Source organism: Sulfitobacter litoralis (genome assembly GCF_900103185.1).
In the GTDB taxonomy this organism is placed as follows: Bacteria; Pseudomonadota; Alphaproteobacteria; order Rhodobacterales; family Rhodobacteraceae; genus Sulfitobacter; species Sulfitobacter litoralis.
Window position 1 is genome coordinate 86,730 of record NZ_FNJD01000010.1, and the last position, 14,681, is coordinate 101,410.

Consider the following 14,681-nt stretch of genomic DNA (forward strand, 5'->3'; position numbering starts at 1 on the left):
CACGATAGAGGTGCTATTCCCGGTTTGGCAAGACTTCGGAAAAATTCGCTTCATGTGCAACCAGCACCGCCTGGGTGCGGCTTTGAACGCCGAGTTTGCGCATGATCGCGGTCACATGCGCCTTTACAGTTGTTTCCGCAATCGTCAGGTCGAATGCGATCTGCTTGTTGAGCTTACCCTCGCAGATGAGGTTCAGGATACGGGCTTGCTGGTTGGTCAGGGACGACAATCTTCGCAGCGTGTCATCCTTGGCAGACCCCTCGCTGCCTTTGACAAAACCGGGCGGCGTGAAAATCTTGCCTTCCCTGATCTGGTCGACGGCATCCTTGAACACCGACCGGCGGCTGTGTTTGGGCACAAAACCCGCTGCACCGGATGTGATTGCGGCGTTGATGATTGTGTTATCGGTCATCGAAGAGACTACGATGATTTTCGACTCTTCGGACTTCCGGCGCAGCTGCATCAATCCGTCAAGGCCGCTGACATCGGGTAGGTTCAAATCGAGCAGGATGAGGTGCGGCGCTTTGAAGGTGTCGAGCGTCTTGAGTGCCGATTGAAGGCAATCTGCTGTGCGAACTTCCACGAACTCTGCCACCGACCGCAGGGTCAGATCAAGCGCATCGCAAAACAGAGGATGGTCATCGACGATGAGCGCCCAGGGTGCGATGTCTTGCAATAAATGTTTTGATATTGGCGATTGATGAGGTGTCATGGCCCTACGCTAGGGCACAACAATCCAAAAGTCTCTTGTCAAAAAGTCCTAGTCGCCCGTGCCAAAAAAATGCGCCCCTACGAGAGGGGCGCACAAGGTTACAGGGAGATTTCTTAGTTGTTGGAAGCAAGCTGTGCAGGCAGACGGAAGGTCCACAGCAGGCCGCCCTGGTTGAGGTAGCTCACCTTCTGGGCCACTTCGCCGCCCCAGAGTGGCACCGCACCACCCCATCCGGAGATTACGGTCACAAACTGTTCACCGTCCTGTTCCCAGGTGATGGGCTGGCCGACGATGCCGGAACCGGTCTGGAACGACCAAAGCTTGTCGCCGGTTTCGTCATCGAAGGCGATGAATTCACCCTCGGGCGTGCCTGTGAACACCAGTCCACCGGCAGTGGTCATCACACCGGCCCAAAGGGGCGCGTCGTTCTTGTACTCCCACTTGATCTCGCCGGTGTCGGGGTCCATCGCCTTGAGGCTGCCGATGTGGTCCTCGTAGTTCGGCTTGATCGTGAAGCCCGAACCAAGGTAGGCCGCACCTTTCTTGTAGGTGATCGGCTCGTTCCAGACGTCCATGCCCCATTCGTTGGAGGGCACATAAAACAGGCCAGTTACGGGCGAGTGTGCCATAGGCATCCAGTTTTTGCCGCCGAGGAAGGAAGGCGACGAGAACACGACTTCCCCCTTGTTGCCATCGGCCGACGCAGCCGGGTCGCCGGGGCGATTCTCTTCGACGAAGATCGGACGACCGGTATCATCGATGCCGCTGGCCCATGTGATGTCCTTGACGAAAGGTGCGGCACTCACAAATGCGCCGTCCTCGCGGTTGAGAACATAGAAGTAGCCGTTGCGGTCGGCGGTAGCCCACCGTTTGTTGCCTGCGCGGTCTTCATAGGCGACGACTTCGTTCACCCCGTCATAGTCCCAGCCTTCGCGGGGCGTCGTCTGGAAGTGCCACTTGATCTCGCCCGTGGCCGGGTCGATACCGATGCGTGACGCGGCATAGAGGTTGTCACCGGAGTTGCCTTCTGTCGGCTGGCCCGCATTGCGCAGGTGGCTGTTCCAGGGGGCAGGGTTTCCCGCGCCGAACACCAGCGTATCCGTGTCCGCGTCATACGATCCACCGAGCCAGGTAGCCCCGCCGCCGGTTTTCCACATATCGCCCGGCCATGTCGCGTTCAACGTGCCGGTCATCGTGCTTTCTTCGCCGTTCAGCATCCCCATGTGACCCTCGATCACCGGACGATCCCAGATCAGTTCGCCGGTCTCGGTATCACGGGCTTGGACACGGCCGACCACGCCGAACTCACCGCCAGAGTTGCCGGTGATGATCATGCCGTTCAGGATCAGCGGGGCGGCAGTGTAGCTGTACCCCGCCTTGTAATCGGCGATCTGCTTGTTCCAGACCACATCGCCGGTGTCCTTGTTCAATGCAACGATGCGCGCATCGAGCGTGCCGAAGTAAACCTTGTCGCCAAAGATGGCGGCACCCCGGTTCACGACGTCGCAACACGGCAGGATACCTTCGGGCAGGCGGGCGTCATACTGCCACAGCTCTTTGCCTGTCTTGATGTCGATTGCATACATCCGCGAATAGGAGCCGGTGATGTACATCACGCCGTCATGCACGATGGGCTGCGTTTCCTGGCCGCGCTGCTTTTCACCGCCGAGAGAGAACGCCCAGGCCGGCACAAGGTTCTTGACGTTGTCCTTGTTCAGAGTTGTCAGCGGAGAGTGGCGTTGCAGGTGACGCCCCATGCCGTTTGTCAACACGTCACCCGTGGATGCCGTATCATTCGCAAGATCGGCCTCTGTGACGTCAGCGACCGCCAGGGTTGCCGTCATCATCGAAGCCGTCAGCGCCAAAATAAATCTGTTCATTCGGTATTCCTCCCAAGAATTATCTGGTCCGGCCACACCTTATGAATGAACGGCGCAATCCGGCATAGCTCGACTATCTGCACAAAAAGGCAAAGCGGCTATTGAACAATGGTCGTATCTCCAAGGGCGTCTCGCCCAAGACCAAAGTCGCAGTGCTGACGCGGGTGCGAGGGGGCTAGTCTGGCAGTCGAACGGACAGCCCTCCAGATCAAAGGACACCCCTTGCGAAACTTCATTACGGCTCTCTTTCTTTCCATGGCTGCTGCGTTCGGGGTAACGCCGGTACGCGCTGAACTGCCCGTCTTGCGCATCGCCGTTCTACCGGTTGGAACGGTAAACTGGGAGCTTGATACAATCCGTCACCACGGCCTCGATACCGCCAACGGTTTCACACTCGAGGTTCAGGGCGTCGCGGGCGGAGCAGCGGCGATGGTGGCGTTTCAGGGGGGTGCTGCCGACGCGATGGTGAGCGACTGGCTGTGGGTTGCGCGGCAGCGGGCGGCGGGCAAGGATTTCGTGTTTCTCCCCTATTCACGCGCAGTCGGTGCATTGATGGTACAGGAAGAAAGCGCGGCGCAGACGCTTGCCGATCTGCGGGGCCGCAAAATCGGTATCGCAGGCGGTCCGCTGGATAAAAGCTGGCTGGTGCTGCGGGCCTATGCGGCTCAGGAATACGGCATGGATCTGAAGGCCGAAACCGAACAAGTCTTTGGTGCGCCCCCGCTGATCTTCAAGACAGCAGTTGATGGCGGTGTGGACGGTGCGATCAATTATTGGCATTTCAATGCCAAGATGCAGGCGCGTGGCATGCGCAAACTGATCGACATAGACGATGCCGCCCGCGCGCTGGACCTTGATCCGCAAAAACCGCTGCTGGGATATGTCGTGAGGGGTGAATTGCTGCGCGCCAAACCGGGCCTTGTTGCAGGCCTTGCCGCGGCGTCGCGTGCGGCGAAAGATATCATGCTGTCGAATGATGCTGTATGGGACCGTCTGCGGCCCTTAATGAGCGCACGGTCAGATGCACAATTCCTAGCCCTCAGGGATGGATTTCGCGCAGGAATCCCACCAGCTGCTCCGGTTGACGAGCAGGCCGCGGCGCGCATGCTGGCATTGATGGCCGATCTGGGCGGTACCGAGTTGCTGGGGGATGCCACGACCCTCCCGCAAGGCGTTTTCTACAAACAGGTGCCCTGACATGCAGGCGTCACATGCCCCTGTGGTGGATCTTGATCTGCGGTCATTCGCGAAGAACGACACGGCAATCCTGGGCAGCATCAAGATCACCCTGAGCCCTGCGGAAACGCTGGCGCTAGTCGGGCCTTCGGGGATTGGAAAGACGTCGCTGTTGCGGATCATCGCGGGGATCGAGACGGGGTTCGAAGGCGACAGGCGGGTGCACGGAAAAATCGCGATGGTGTTTCAGGAGCCCACCTTGCTGCCCTGGCGCTGCCTGCGCGACAATATCACGATCCCGACCGGTGTTGATGCCAAGACTGCCGAGGATGCCTTGACGGAAGTCGGGCTGGCCGGGCGCGGCAGCGATTTTCCGGCGCAGCTATCACTGGGCCAGCAGCGCCGCTTGTCTCTGGCGCGGGCGTTTGCGGTCAAGCCGACGCTCTTGCTGCTGGACGAGCCGTTCGTATCGCTGGACCCTGCGCTGGCCGATGAAATGATTTTGCTTTTCATAAGGCTGCGCGAGGCGCATCAGGTGGCCAGCATCTTTGTGACCCACGTCGTTGACGAAGCCGAGAAGATGGCGAGCCGTACGATCCGGTTGGCCGGATCACCGGCCCGTCTGGTCCTCTGACAGCCGCCTCACCGCTTGCGCCCGACCATGCCACGTGCCGGATCGTATCCCCAGACGGCACCGGCGACAAAAACACCGGCGGCCAGCAGCGTCCACAACAGCGCCTCTCCGTTGAACTGGCCGTAAAGCGCGAAACGGATCAGTTCGATCCCGTGTGTGAACGGGTTGAAAGCGCAGATTGCATAGAGAAGTTCAGAGCTTTCGGCCATTTTCCATAGCGGATAGAGTGCGGAGGACAAAAAGAACATCGGGAAGATGACGAAGTTCATCACACCTGCGAAATTCTCGAGCTGTTTGACAAAGCTCGACAAAACCAGCCCAAGCGCGCCAAGCATCAGGCCGACAATCAAGAACGCAGGGAAAACTGCGAGGTACCCCGCCACGGGGGCCGACACACCAAAGGCCGCCGCGATGGCCAGAAACGCGTATGCCTGCAAGATCGAGATCAGAGTGGAGCCGACAAGTTTGCAAAACAGCAACCACCAGCGGGGCAGGGGGCTGGTCAGCAACAGCTTCATCGAGCCCATCTCGCGGTCATACACAAGGCTGAGCGAAGATTGCATGCCATTGAACAACAAGATCATGCCGCACAGACCCGGTACGATATATGTCTCGTAGGTGATGTAGGTCTGATAGGGCGCGATAATGCTGATGCCCAACGCCGCGCGAAAGCCTGCGGCAAAGACCAGCAGCCAGACGAGCGGCCGCACGAGTGCGGCGACAAAACGCTCGCGCTGGTGCACGAAACGCAACGCTTCGCGCAGCGAAATGGCGTAAAGCGATGTCATATAGGCATTCATGCAGCCGCCCCTGTCAGCTTTAGAAAACGGTCGGAAAGAGGCATCTCTGCACTGATGTCGCCGGCGGTGCCATCGGCCAGAATTTTCCCTCGGTGCAGGATCACAAGGCGGTCGTCGGGGCGCACTTCATCGGCCAGATGGGTCGCCCAGAGCACACAGGTGCCCTCTGCCCCCAGGTCGTGTACATGGGCCGTGATTGCATGGCGTGCCGCAGCATCCAAGCCGACGGTTGGTTCGTCCAGCAAAAGCACCGAAGGGCTGTGCAGAAGGGCGCGGGCGATTTCGGTCCGGCGTTTGTGACCGCCGTTCAGCGTGCGCGCTTTTTCACCGGCGCGGGCGCGCATGTCCAAACGGTCAAGTGCCGCATCAATGGCGGTCTCTGCCCTGCGGCCCGACATACCCTGCAACGCCGCAAAATAGCGCAGGTTCTGGCGCACTGTCAGATCCAGATCCAGCGTTGTCTGCTGGAACACGATGCCCAGATGCGACAGCGCGCGGCGTGGATGGTCCGACAGGGTCTCACCCGCAATCGTGATGCGGCCCTGCCGTGACACGATCAACCGCGTCAGCAGATTGAACAATGTCGATTTTCCCGCCCCGTTGGGGCCCAGCAGGGCGCAAAACTGTCCTGACGAGACCTCGAACGAGACGTCGTCCAACGCGACCTTTGACCCGTAGCGATAGCTCAGGCCGCTGATGGATAATCCTGTCATTCGATGGTGATTTCAATCCGCTGGGTTTCACCCGTGCTGCCGGGTACTTTCATATAATAGCGTCCCGGCTTGATCGCCAAGAACCCGATCTCCATTTCGCCCGCTTCGTCGAACTCAACACTGTCGAGGCCAAGGGGTCTGATCTCAAGCCCCTCAACGACAATCTCGTCGATCCAGATCGACCGAAAGAACTCCGGCCCCGTCAACGCCAGCTCCTGCGAGCCATCGCCGATGATCTCGAACTCGTAATAGGTGCCGGATTTCAGCACCCATGGACCCTCCGAAATGGGCATGCCCGAGGACAGTGTCAGGGGCGGCAGGTCTTCCTTATTCTTGCCCGACAGCACGCCCGCGGCACCAAAGCCGCTGTCGTGATCGTCCCCAAATGCCGGTGAGGACAGTGCAAGGCAGGCAATCAGCGTGGGTTTCAGCAGTGTTTTCAACATATGTATTCTCCGGTTGTCGTGTCGTTATGGACGAAAGGCGGCACCCCATGGAAAGCGTCCGACCTTGATTGTCTTGACGGCCTTGCGCGATGCCACGTCGATGACGGTCACGTCACCTGAAACACCGTTGGTGGTGAACAACTGCGAATGGTCCTCGTTGAACTCCATGTGCCAGACGCGGCGCCCGACGAGGATGTATTCTTCGACCTCGTAGGTTTCGGCGTTGACCGCTGCGATGTGATTGGACGGCCCTAGGGCCACAAATACGGTGCCGTAATCGGGCGTAAACTCGAAGCCGACGGGCTGTACGCGGTCGGGATGCACGCCCTGCACCTCGAACTCGATCTTTCCCTTTTCGGTTTGCGTCGCTGTATCAAACACCGTGAGCGTGCCGCCGATTTCAGAGCTGACCCACATTTCGGTGCCCTGTTTGGCAAATTCGGCGTGGCGCGGGCGGCTGTCGACCAGCGTGTTGGCAAACAGCTCGTTGGTTTCGGTGTTGATCCAATGCGCCATGTTCGTGGTCTCGGACGTGGTGATGGCAATCTTTCCATCCGGCGATACGGCCATGCCTTCGGGTTCAACGCCTACGTCGATCTGGGCCACAACCTCGCCGGTTTGCGTGTTGACGACCGTGGTGATCGCGTCGTCTTCGTTGGCGATATAGAGGTGGATGTCATCGGGGTGCAGCACGAATTGTTCGGGGTCTTCCCCCGAGGGCAGATCGCGCAGGATCTCGCCGGTGTTCGGGTCCATCACCTGGACTGAATCACTGTCGGACGCGCAGATGTAGAGGCGGGTGAAGTCCTTTGAAAAGGTAATGCCGCGCGGGCGTTCGCCTGTGGGATAGGTCTGGATGACTTCCAGTGTGTCGGTGTCGATCACACTGACGGTGTCGTCCTTTTCGTTGGTGACCCAGATTTCGCCGGCGGTGACAGGCGCGGCGAGCGCCAGAGGCACAATCAGGGGCAGCAGTTTTGTCAGGGGTTCGTTCATTGGAAAGCCTCACATTTGCTTTCGGGCTGATCCAGCCCGAGGGTATCGAGTTCATTGACGCGGTGCAGAAATCCTTCGAGAGGTGCCTGCTCCACCAGCGCGCGGGGGTGCACGATGGCGATGGGCTGGCGCAGCTGACCGTTCCAGGTGCGGTAGGTCAACGGGCGGCCCTTGAAGCCCGCCAACTCGAAATCATCTGACAGGATATAGGCGCGCACAGCGCCGACAACGCCGGTGTTCGCGCGCGTCACGGCTTCGCCTACGGTGCGCGCGGCGGCCCAGCCTGCGTAATCCTCGGATGCCATCGGGCGCAAGCTTTCCTCCTCGAAGCGGCTTTGCAGCTGTGCGGCGCCCCATTGCTCGATCACGCGGTCCCATGTCACTGCCGACAGCCCTTCAGAGCCGACAACAGGCCGTGCAGCCCAAGTGTTGTAGAGAACGTAGCGCCCGAAATCATGCAATTCGTCCGCAACGATCAGCGCGTCATAATCGCCCAGTTCTTGCGTAAACAGGGGCACTTCTTGCGCTGCATTGCGCCGCATGTCCGCATCAAAAAGCCATTGCTTTTCGGGCCCGGGCTTTAGCCCGAATTTGACGAGCGAGGCGCGCATTGCCGCGGCATAGGCCTCATCCTGCGGATGCCCGCCGACGATCATCGCAAGGTCCGTCCAGCGTTTTTGCACCAGTACCTGCGCCAGTGCATCGGTGCGCATTGCGACGGACGGGAGGGCATGCAGCAGGTTGGCGCGGCAGGCGTCATCACGCAGCGCCACATTGCCCGATGATATGTTGAACAACAGCGCATCGCGCGCCTCTGGCAGATCGGCGATCTGGAGGATGATCTCCGGGGCGGCATTCAGGATCAGAAATTTCGTGTCCTGTAGCAAGATCTTTGCAGCGGCCAGCGGATCCTCCCCTTCCGCCACATGCCCGTCGATCAGCGCGTATGTCTGGCCAAGGAACCTGCCGGTCGTCGCATTGTCCGCGATCCCTGTCCGCACGCCCGCAAGGCCAAGATCGTCCGGGAGTGGATCAAGGTTGGACAGGGTAGGGGGCAAGGGCTGCTCGACGTGCAGATAGGCCACTGTCACAGCGACATCGGCCTGCGCCATTCGGGTAAGGCCGAGGGTTACCGCAATCGCAAGTCTCAAGATCATATCCGCCTCCCGCTTTTATCAAACGTACCGCGCGCGCCGGAACTGTCTAATGAGACCTTCGTAGAATACCTGCCGAAGGGTGTACCCAACCAAAGTCTAATATCGCCACCGTTTGGCAATCCTTAGACAGGTGGAAAAACACAACCTGACTTGGGAGAGTGATATGAAACTTCGTCTGTTCGCAAAAACAGCCCTGCCGACAATTATTCTGGCAGGCGCTGTCACCACCGCATTCGCGGCGGGTCCGCCTATCGGAATCTCGCCGGTGGATACGGGCAGCCTGCCGTCAACGGGCGAGGAATGGTTGACCGTCAATCCCTACCGCGCGGACACGGCCGGTGTCGATGTCTGGAAAGAAGCTGTCGAGGTCGGTGCCTCGGGATACAACCAGAACTGTGCGCGCTGTCACGGGATCGAGGGCGTATCGGGGGGCCTTGCACCCGATCTGCGGTATCTCGAAGCCGAAGAATACGGCGACGAATGGTATGCGGAACGGTTCCGCTCGGGCATGACGCAGAACGGCATTACCAAAATGCCCGCTTTCGAAGAGCAGCTGGGACAGGACGCCGCCTGGGCGATCCGAACATACATCGAAACGCGCCCCGACAGCGATGCAATGGATGCGGTGTCAGACGAGCTGAAAGCTTTGCGTGACCAGATGGCAGAATACGCTAACAATGCAGAGGGCGCGGATGCGGAAGCATTACAGGCCCGGCTGACCGAGATCGGCGAGGGGATTGATACGCTGTCCGGCGCGCCAGTTGCAGACTCCATTGCCCTGCGTGCGGCGGCTCAGATCGACGGTACGCCTGCTGCATACAAAACTGCGGCAGAGACGCTTACAATCGGATTGTCGGCGGCGAACTAGCATGCGCGCCCTGACAGTCGCTCTTTCGCTGGCGCTTGCGGGCCTGTCCTTTGCGGGGCAGGCCCACGCTGCCGATCCTTGTGCCGATTATGTGCCGCAACCCAAACCGCAGAATGCCGGCCGCGACGAGGTGGGGCAGGACCTTGATCAGATCGTGGAGCGTGGATTCATGCTGTTTGCGGTCTACGAAAACTACCCACCCTACAGCTGGGAGGAGGCGGGCAAGCCAAGGGGGGTCGATGTCGACATTGCCCGCCTGATTGCCGAAGAAATCGGCGTTAAGGCACAATTCAATTTTGTGTCGTCGGACGAGAACCTCGAAGCGGATCTGCGCAACAACGTCTGGAAGGGTGCTGTCATCGGTGGGCGTGTCTCCAATGTGATGATGCGGGTGCCTTACGATTCAGCGTTCAAGTGCCGGGTCGAGCAGGTGGTGTTCACGGGCCAGTATTCCACCGAATCCATCGCCATCGCCTATGTCAAATCCGAGTATCCGGACGAAAAGCCCGTACCGGCCTATTTCCGGTTCGATACGGTTGCGGTTGAAAACGATTCAATATCGGATTTCTACCTGACGTCATTTGCAGGCGGGCAGTTGGCGGCGAATATTACGAGATATCCCGATATGCAGGCCGCAATGACCGCGCTGAACGGCGGCGAGACGAAGGCGGCCATGGGCCCGCTGGGGCAGTTGGAATACGGGCTGACCGAGGCGACGGACGTACACCAGCCCCCGCTGGCAGGCTTTGCCGTCAGCAAGTGGACTTTGGGTGTCGGGGTCAACTTCCGTTTTCGGCCACTGTCTTATGCCGTGGATGACGCGATCTATGCAGCGCTCGAGGATGGACGGATCGCAGCAATATTCGACAGCTACGGGTTGAGTTTCCAGCCCCCTCTGCGCTGAGATATGCGCCGTTGGTCTAATATGCCGCTGCGTCTCGTTGGACTAGCGTAGAGAAAATCAAAGTGGGGATTATGACGTGAACCTTAGTGATACAAAGACGATCGACGCAGACCGCGCGACGGTCTATGCCGCCTTGCTGAACGCAGAGGTTTTGCAAGCCTGTGTGCCCGGGTGCCAGGAAATGACCGGATCACCCGAAAACGGTTTCGAAGCCGTGGTGGTTCAAAAGGTCGGGCCGGTAAAGGCGACCTTCAAGGGCGCTGTCCAGCTGAGCGAGATGGTCGAGCCTGAAAGCCTGACCATCACCGGCGAGGGCAAAGGCGGTGCCGCCGGCTTTGCGAAGGGCGGTGCGAAAGTCCGTCTGGAAGCCGACGGCGACCAGACGATCCTGCACTACGACGTCGAGGCAAAGGTGGGCGGCAAGCTGGCCCAGCTTGGCAGCCGCATCATCGATGGATTTGCCAAGAAAATGGCAGATCAGTTTTTCAGCAATTTCCAGGATGCCCTCGGCACACCATCGCAAGAGGTTGCCGCAACTGCCGAGGCAGCGCCAGAACAGAAAAAAGGCTGGTTCCGCAAGCTGGTAAAAAGCTGAGCGGGTCACACGAGTACACCAAGGGAGAAACGACATGACGAAAGTAGAAATGACGGTCAACGGGAAGCAGGTGTCCCGCGACGTTGAGGGGCAGACGCTTTTGGTGTCAATGCTGCGTGAGGATCTGCGACTGACGGGCACCCATGTCGGGTGCGATACATCGCAGTGCGGCGCATGCGTGGTTCATGTGAACGGAAAATCTGTGAAAGCCTGCACCATGTTCGCAATCGAAGCCGATGGTGCGGATATCAAGACGATCGAAGGGATGGCAGGCTCGGACGGATCGCTCAGCGTGATCCAGAGCGCGTTTCAGGAGCATCACGGATTGCAGTGCGGATTCTGCACACCGGGCATGGTGATGACGGCGGCCAACCTTCTCAAGGACAATCCGAAACCGACAGAGGCCGAAGTGCGCCACTATCTGCAAGGCAATATCTGCCGTTGCACGGGATACCACAACATCGTCAAGGCGATCATGGCCGCATCCGGTCAGGATGTCAGCGCCATCGCTGCAGAATAGCCCGGGCCGGAATACAAAGGCCGACGCCTACACAAAATAAAAGATTAAGGGAGAAGTTTCATGCCGAAGGACACCGGAATTGGCGCATCGACACGCCGCCGCGAAGACGTTCGTTTCCTCAAGGGAAAAGGACAATACACCGATGATATCCCGCCCGCCCATGATCAGGCGGCGGCGGTCTTCGCCCGCTCGACCGTGGCAAACGGCGTTATCAAATCAATCGACACATCCGTTGCGGAAAGCATGCCCGGCGTGCTGGCGGTTTTTACCGGTGCCGATTTCGCCGATGTTGGCGGCAACCCCGCAGGCTGGCTTATCAACAGCCGCGATGGCGAGCCGATGAAGGAGCCCAAGCGTCCCGTGCTGGCCCACGGCAAGGTCCGTCATGTGGGCGATGCCTATGCCGCGGTCATTGCCGAGACGGAAAAACAGGCGCGTGATGCGGTAGAAGCCATCGAGGCCGACATCGAGGAACTGCCCGCCATCATGGACGTGAAGGCGGCGCTCACATCGGACAATTTCGTACATGACGAGATTGGCACGAACCAGTGTTTCGACTGGGGCTGGATCGAAGACAACCGACGGGCCACTGATGATGCGATCAAAGGTGCGGCGCATGTCACCACGCTCGAGCTGGTCAACAACCGGTTGGTGCCCAACGCGATGGAACCGCGCTGCTCCATGGCAAGCTACAAAGAGAGCAGCGATGAATATACGCTGCACACCACATCGCAAAATCCTCATCTGACCCGGTTGCTGATTTCGGCCTTCGTGATGGGTATTCCCGAAAACAAGCTGACGGTAATCGCGCCTGACGTGGGCGGCGGCTTTGGCTCCAAGATTTACCACTACGGCGAAGAGGCACTGGTGCTGGCGGCGGCGAAACGCGTGGGTCGCACGGTCAAGTGGACGTCCGACAGGACCGAAGCGTTTCTGACCGATGCCCATGGCCGTGACCATGTGACCACAATTGAACTGGCCACAGATGCCGAAGGCAACTTTCTGGCCTTCCGCACCGAGACCTATGCAAACGTCGGTGCCTACCTGTCAAACTTTGCCACTGCCACGCCGACCTTTCTGCACGGCACGTTGATGGCGGGCAACTATACGGTGCCGAATGTCTATGTGAACGTCAAAGCGGTGTTTACAAACACCGCGCCGGTCGACGCCTACCGCGGTGCCGGTCGGCCCGAAGCGACCTATTCTCTGGAGCGGGTCATCGACAAATGCGCACGCGAGTTGGGCATGGACCCGATTGCCCTGCGGCGCAAAAACTTCATCAAGCCGGACCAGTATCCTTTCGCCTCCGCGGCCGGTCTGGAATACGATTCCGGCAATTACGACGCCCTGATGGACAAGATGGAGGAAGTTGCGGACGTTGCGGGTTTCGCTGAGCGCCGCAAGGCGTCCGAGGCCAAAGGCCTGCTGCGCGGATTTGGTGTGAACGCCTATGTCGAGGCTTGCGGCATTGCGCCCTCCAACCTTGTCGGCGTGCTGGGCAGCCGTGTGGGTCTCTATGATGCGGCGACCGTGCGGGTGAACGCCACGGGCAACCTCAGTGTCATGGTCGGCGCGCACAGCCACGGCCAGGGCCATGAAACCGTGTTCCCGCAGATTGTCGCCGATATGCTGGGCATCGACGCCCAAAGCATCGACATCGTGCATGGCGATACGTCCAAGATCCCCTTCGGGATGGGCACCTACGGGTCGCGTAGCCTTGCGGTGTGTGGCTCTGCCGTTGTCCGCGCCACCGAAAAGATCATCGCCAAAGCCAAGAAGATCGCAGGACATATGCTGGAAGCTGCCGAGACCGATATCGAGCTCAAGGACGGTCAATTCTCGGTCGTGGGAACGAACAAGGGCGTTTCCTTTGGCGAGGTAGCCCTCAAGGCCTACATCCCGCATAATTTCCCGATTGAAGACATCGAGCCGGGGCTGGAGGAAACAGCCTTCTATGATCCGGCCAACTTCACGTTTCCGTCAGGCGCTTACTGCTGTGAGGTCGAGGTTGATCCGGATACGGGCAAGGTGCGGGTAGACCGCATGACAGCCGTGGATGATTTCGGCAATGTCATGAACCCGATGATCGTGACCGGCCAAGTGCATGGCGGTCTGGGGCAGGGCATCGGCCAGGCGCTGCTGGAAGCGGCGCGTTATAACGAAGATGGCCAGTTGGAGAGCGCGTCCTACATGGACTATGCCATGCCGCGCGCGGACGATCTGCCCTTCTATATCGTTGATCACAGTCAGGGAACACCCTGCACCCACAACCCGCTGGGGGCCAAAGGCTGCGGTGAAGCCGGTGCCATCGGATCCCCGCCCACAGTTGTGAACGCTGTGATCGACGCCCTTCAATCGGGCGGCAAGAACGTCACACACATCGACATGCCGTTGACTCCACACCGTGTGTGGTCAGCCATGAACAACGCGTAAAGGGACCCAAACCATGTATGCATTTGACATAGAACGTCCAACGACAGTTGCAGAAGCGGTGAACGCGCTGAAAACGGATGAAGCCCAGCCTCTTGGCGGCGGGCAAACCCTGATCCCCACGCTCAAGGCACGGCTCGCTGCCCCCAGCAAGTTGGTCTCCCTCAGCGCGATTGCGGAAATGATCGGAATATCGCGCGAAGGATCAACGATCCGCATCGGCGGTGCGACGACGCACGGGCAGGTCGCGACAGAGTTGGCTGAGAGCTATCCCGCACTCGGCTATCTTGCCTCCAAGATCGGCGATCCTGCGGTGCGCAACCGCGGGACGATAGGCGGATCGGTGGCCAACAACGATCCCGCAGCCTGCTATCCGGCAGCGTGCCTCGCCTCCGGTGCGACCATCACCACCAACACCCGCGACATCGCGGCGGACGACTTCTTTCTGGGCATGTTCGAAACGGCGTTGGAGGAGGACGAGATTGTGACGGCGGTGACGTTCCCCGTGCCGCAAAAAGCGGACTACCAGAAGTTCGAGCAGCCCGCCTCGCGGTTCCCGCTGGTGGGTGTGTTTGTGGCCAAGCACGACGACGGTGTGCGGGTCGCTGTCACCGGCGCTTCCGAGAGCGGCGTTTTCCGGTGGACCGAAGCAGAGGAGGCGCTGTCGGCGGATTTCTCCGCAGGTGCGCTGGACGGGTTGAGTGTGGACGCAGACGGGATGATCACCGACCTGCACGGCGATGGCGCCTACCGCGCCCATCTGATCAAGGTTCTGACCGGACGGGCCGTTACAGCCTCACGCTAAGCTCGCATGCCTGAACAACACGAAGGCCTCCGCATAATGCGGGGG

At 59.6% G+C, this 14,681-nt stretch carries 15 protein-coding genes; 8 read left to right on the forward strand and 7 right to left on the reverse strand.

Annotated elements, in window-relative coordinates; genetic code table 11:
- Positions 1-13: 13 nt before the first annotated feature.
- Positions 14-712: a response regulator gene (locus tag BLQ98_RS09915; protein ID WP_093733167.1), complete on the reverse strand. Its 699-nt coding sequence runs from the start codon at positions 710-712 to the stop codon at positions 14-16.
- A gap of 113 nt (positions 713-825) precedes the next feature.
- On the reverse strand, positions 826-2,592 hold the full coding sequence (locus BLQ98_RS09920; RefSeq protein WP_037941673.1) for a PQQ-dependent methanol/ethanol family dehydrogenase: 1,767 nt from the start codon (positions 2,590-2,592) through the stop codon (positions 826-828).
- 222 nt (positions 2,593-2,814) lie between these two features.
- On the opposite strand from BLQ98_RS09920, the gene BLQ98_RS09925 reads away from it, so the two are divergent.
- Positions 2,815-3,789, forward strand: a complete 975-nt coding sequence (locus BLQ98_RS09925; RefSeq protein ID WP_341833156.1) for an ABC transporter substrate-binding protein — start codon at positions 2,815-2,817, stop codon at positions 3,787-3,789.
- Position 3,790: 1 nt separating this feature from the next.
- On the forward strand, positions 3,791-4,402 hold the full coding sequence (locus BLQ98_RS09930; RefSeq protein WP_093733168.1) for an ABC transporter ATP-binding protein: 612 nt from the start codon (positions 3,791-3,793) through the stop codon (positions 4,400-4,402).
- Between the two features lie 8 nt (positions 4,403-4,410).
- On the opposite strand, the gene BLQ98_RS09935 is transcribed toward BLQ98_RS09930, so the two are convergent.
- Genes BLQ98_RS09935 through BLQ98_RS09955 form a run of 5 tightly spaced genes read right to left on the reverse strand, consistent with a single transcriptional unit; the run spans position 4,411 to position 8,514 of the window.
- Complete coding sequence (locus tag BLQ98_RS09935; protein ID WP_037941675.1) at positions 4,411-5,202, reverse strand: ABC transporter permease; 792 nt, start codon at positions 5,200-5,202, stop codon at positions 4,411-4,413.
- Positions 5,199-5,915, reverse strand: coding sequence for an ABC transporter ATP-binding protein (locus tag BLQ98_RS09940; RefSeq protein ID WP_093733169.1), 717 nt, complete (start codon positions 5,913-5,915; stop codon positions 5,199-5,201). The genes BLQ98_RS09935 and BLQ98_RS09940 overlap by 4 nt, the downstream gene beginning before the upstream one ends.
- Positions 5,912-6,361 (reverse strand): hypothetical protein, encoded by a 450-nt coding sequence (locus tag BLQ98_RS09945; protein WP_037941677.1) that lies wholly within the window; start codon positions 6,359-6,361, stop codon positions 5,912-5,914. Before BLQ98_RS09945 ends, BLQ98_RS09940 begins: the two co-directional genes overlap by 4 nt.
- A gap of 24 nt (positions 6,362-6,385) precedes the next feature.
- Positions 6,386-7,357, reverse strand: a complete 972-nt coding sequence (locus tag BLQ98_RS09950; protein ID WP_051843814.1) for a YVTN family beta-propeller repeat protein — start codon at positions 7,355-7,357, stop codon at positions 6,386-6,388.
- On the reverse strand, positions 7,354-8,514 hold the full coding sequence (locus BLQ98_RS09955; RefSeq protein ID WP_037941679.1) for an ABC transporter substrate-binding protein: 1,161 nt from the start codon (positions 8,512-8,514) through the stop codon (positions 7,354-7,356). Before BLQ98_RS09955 ends, BLQ98_RS09950 begins: the two co-directional genes overlap by 4 nt.
- 163 nt (positions 8,515-8,677) lie before the next feature.
- On the opposite strand from BLQ98_RS09955, the gene pedF reads away from it, so the two are divergent.
- The 6 genes from pedF (at position 8,678) to BLQ98_RS09985 (ending at position 14,636) form a co-directional block, all read left to right on the forward strand.
- Positions 8,678-9,382 (forward strand): cytochrome c-550 PedF, encoded by a 705-nt coding sequence (gene pedF / locus BLQ98_RS09960; protein WP_037941681.1) that lies wholly within the window; start codon positions 8,678-8,680, stop codon positions 9,380-9,382.
- A 1-nt stretch (position 9,383) separates the two neighbouring features.
- The gene (locus BLQ98_RS09965; RefSeq protein ID WP_037941683.1) at positions 9,384-10,286 is read left to right on the forward strand and encodes a transporter substrate-binding domain-containing protein; all 903 of its coding nucleotides are present in this window, start codon (positions 9,384-9,386) and stop codon (positions 10,284-10,286) included.
- 76 nt (positions 10,287-10,362) lie between these two features.
- Complete coding sequence (locus tag BLQ98_RS09970; protein WP_037941685.1) at positions 10,363-10,881, forward strand: SRPBCC family protein; 519 nt, start codon at positions 10,363-10,365, stop codon at positions 10,879-10,881.
- Positions 10,882-10,915: 34 nt separating this feature from the next.
- Entirely contained in the window at positions 10,916-11,401 is a 486-nt protein-coding gene (locus tag BLQ98_RS09975; RefSeq protein ID WP_037941687.1) for a (2Fe-2S)-binding protein, read from the forward strand.
- A 60-nt stretch (positions 11,402-11,461) separates the two neighbouring features.
- Positions 11,462-13,834 carry a xanthine dehydrogenase family protein molybdopterin-binding subunit gene (locus tag BLQ98_RS09980; protein WP_037941689.1) on the forward strand — a complete coding sequence of 791 codons (2,373 nt, stop codon included), beginning with the start codon at positions 11,462-11,464 and terminating at the stop codon, positions 13,832-13,834.
- Between the two features lie 13 nt (positions 13,835-13,847).
- Positions 13,848-14,636, forward strand: a complete 789-nt coding sequence (locus BLQ98_RS09985) for an FAD binding domain-containing protein (protein WP_037941691.1) — start codon at positions 13,848-13,850, stop codon at positions 14,634-14,636.
- The last annotated feature ends 45 nt before the right edge of the window (positions 14,637-14,681 follow it).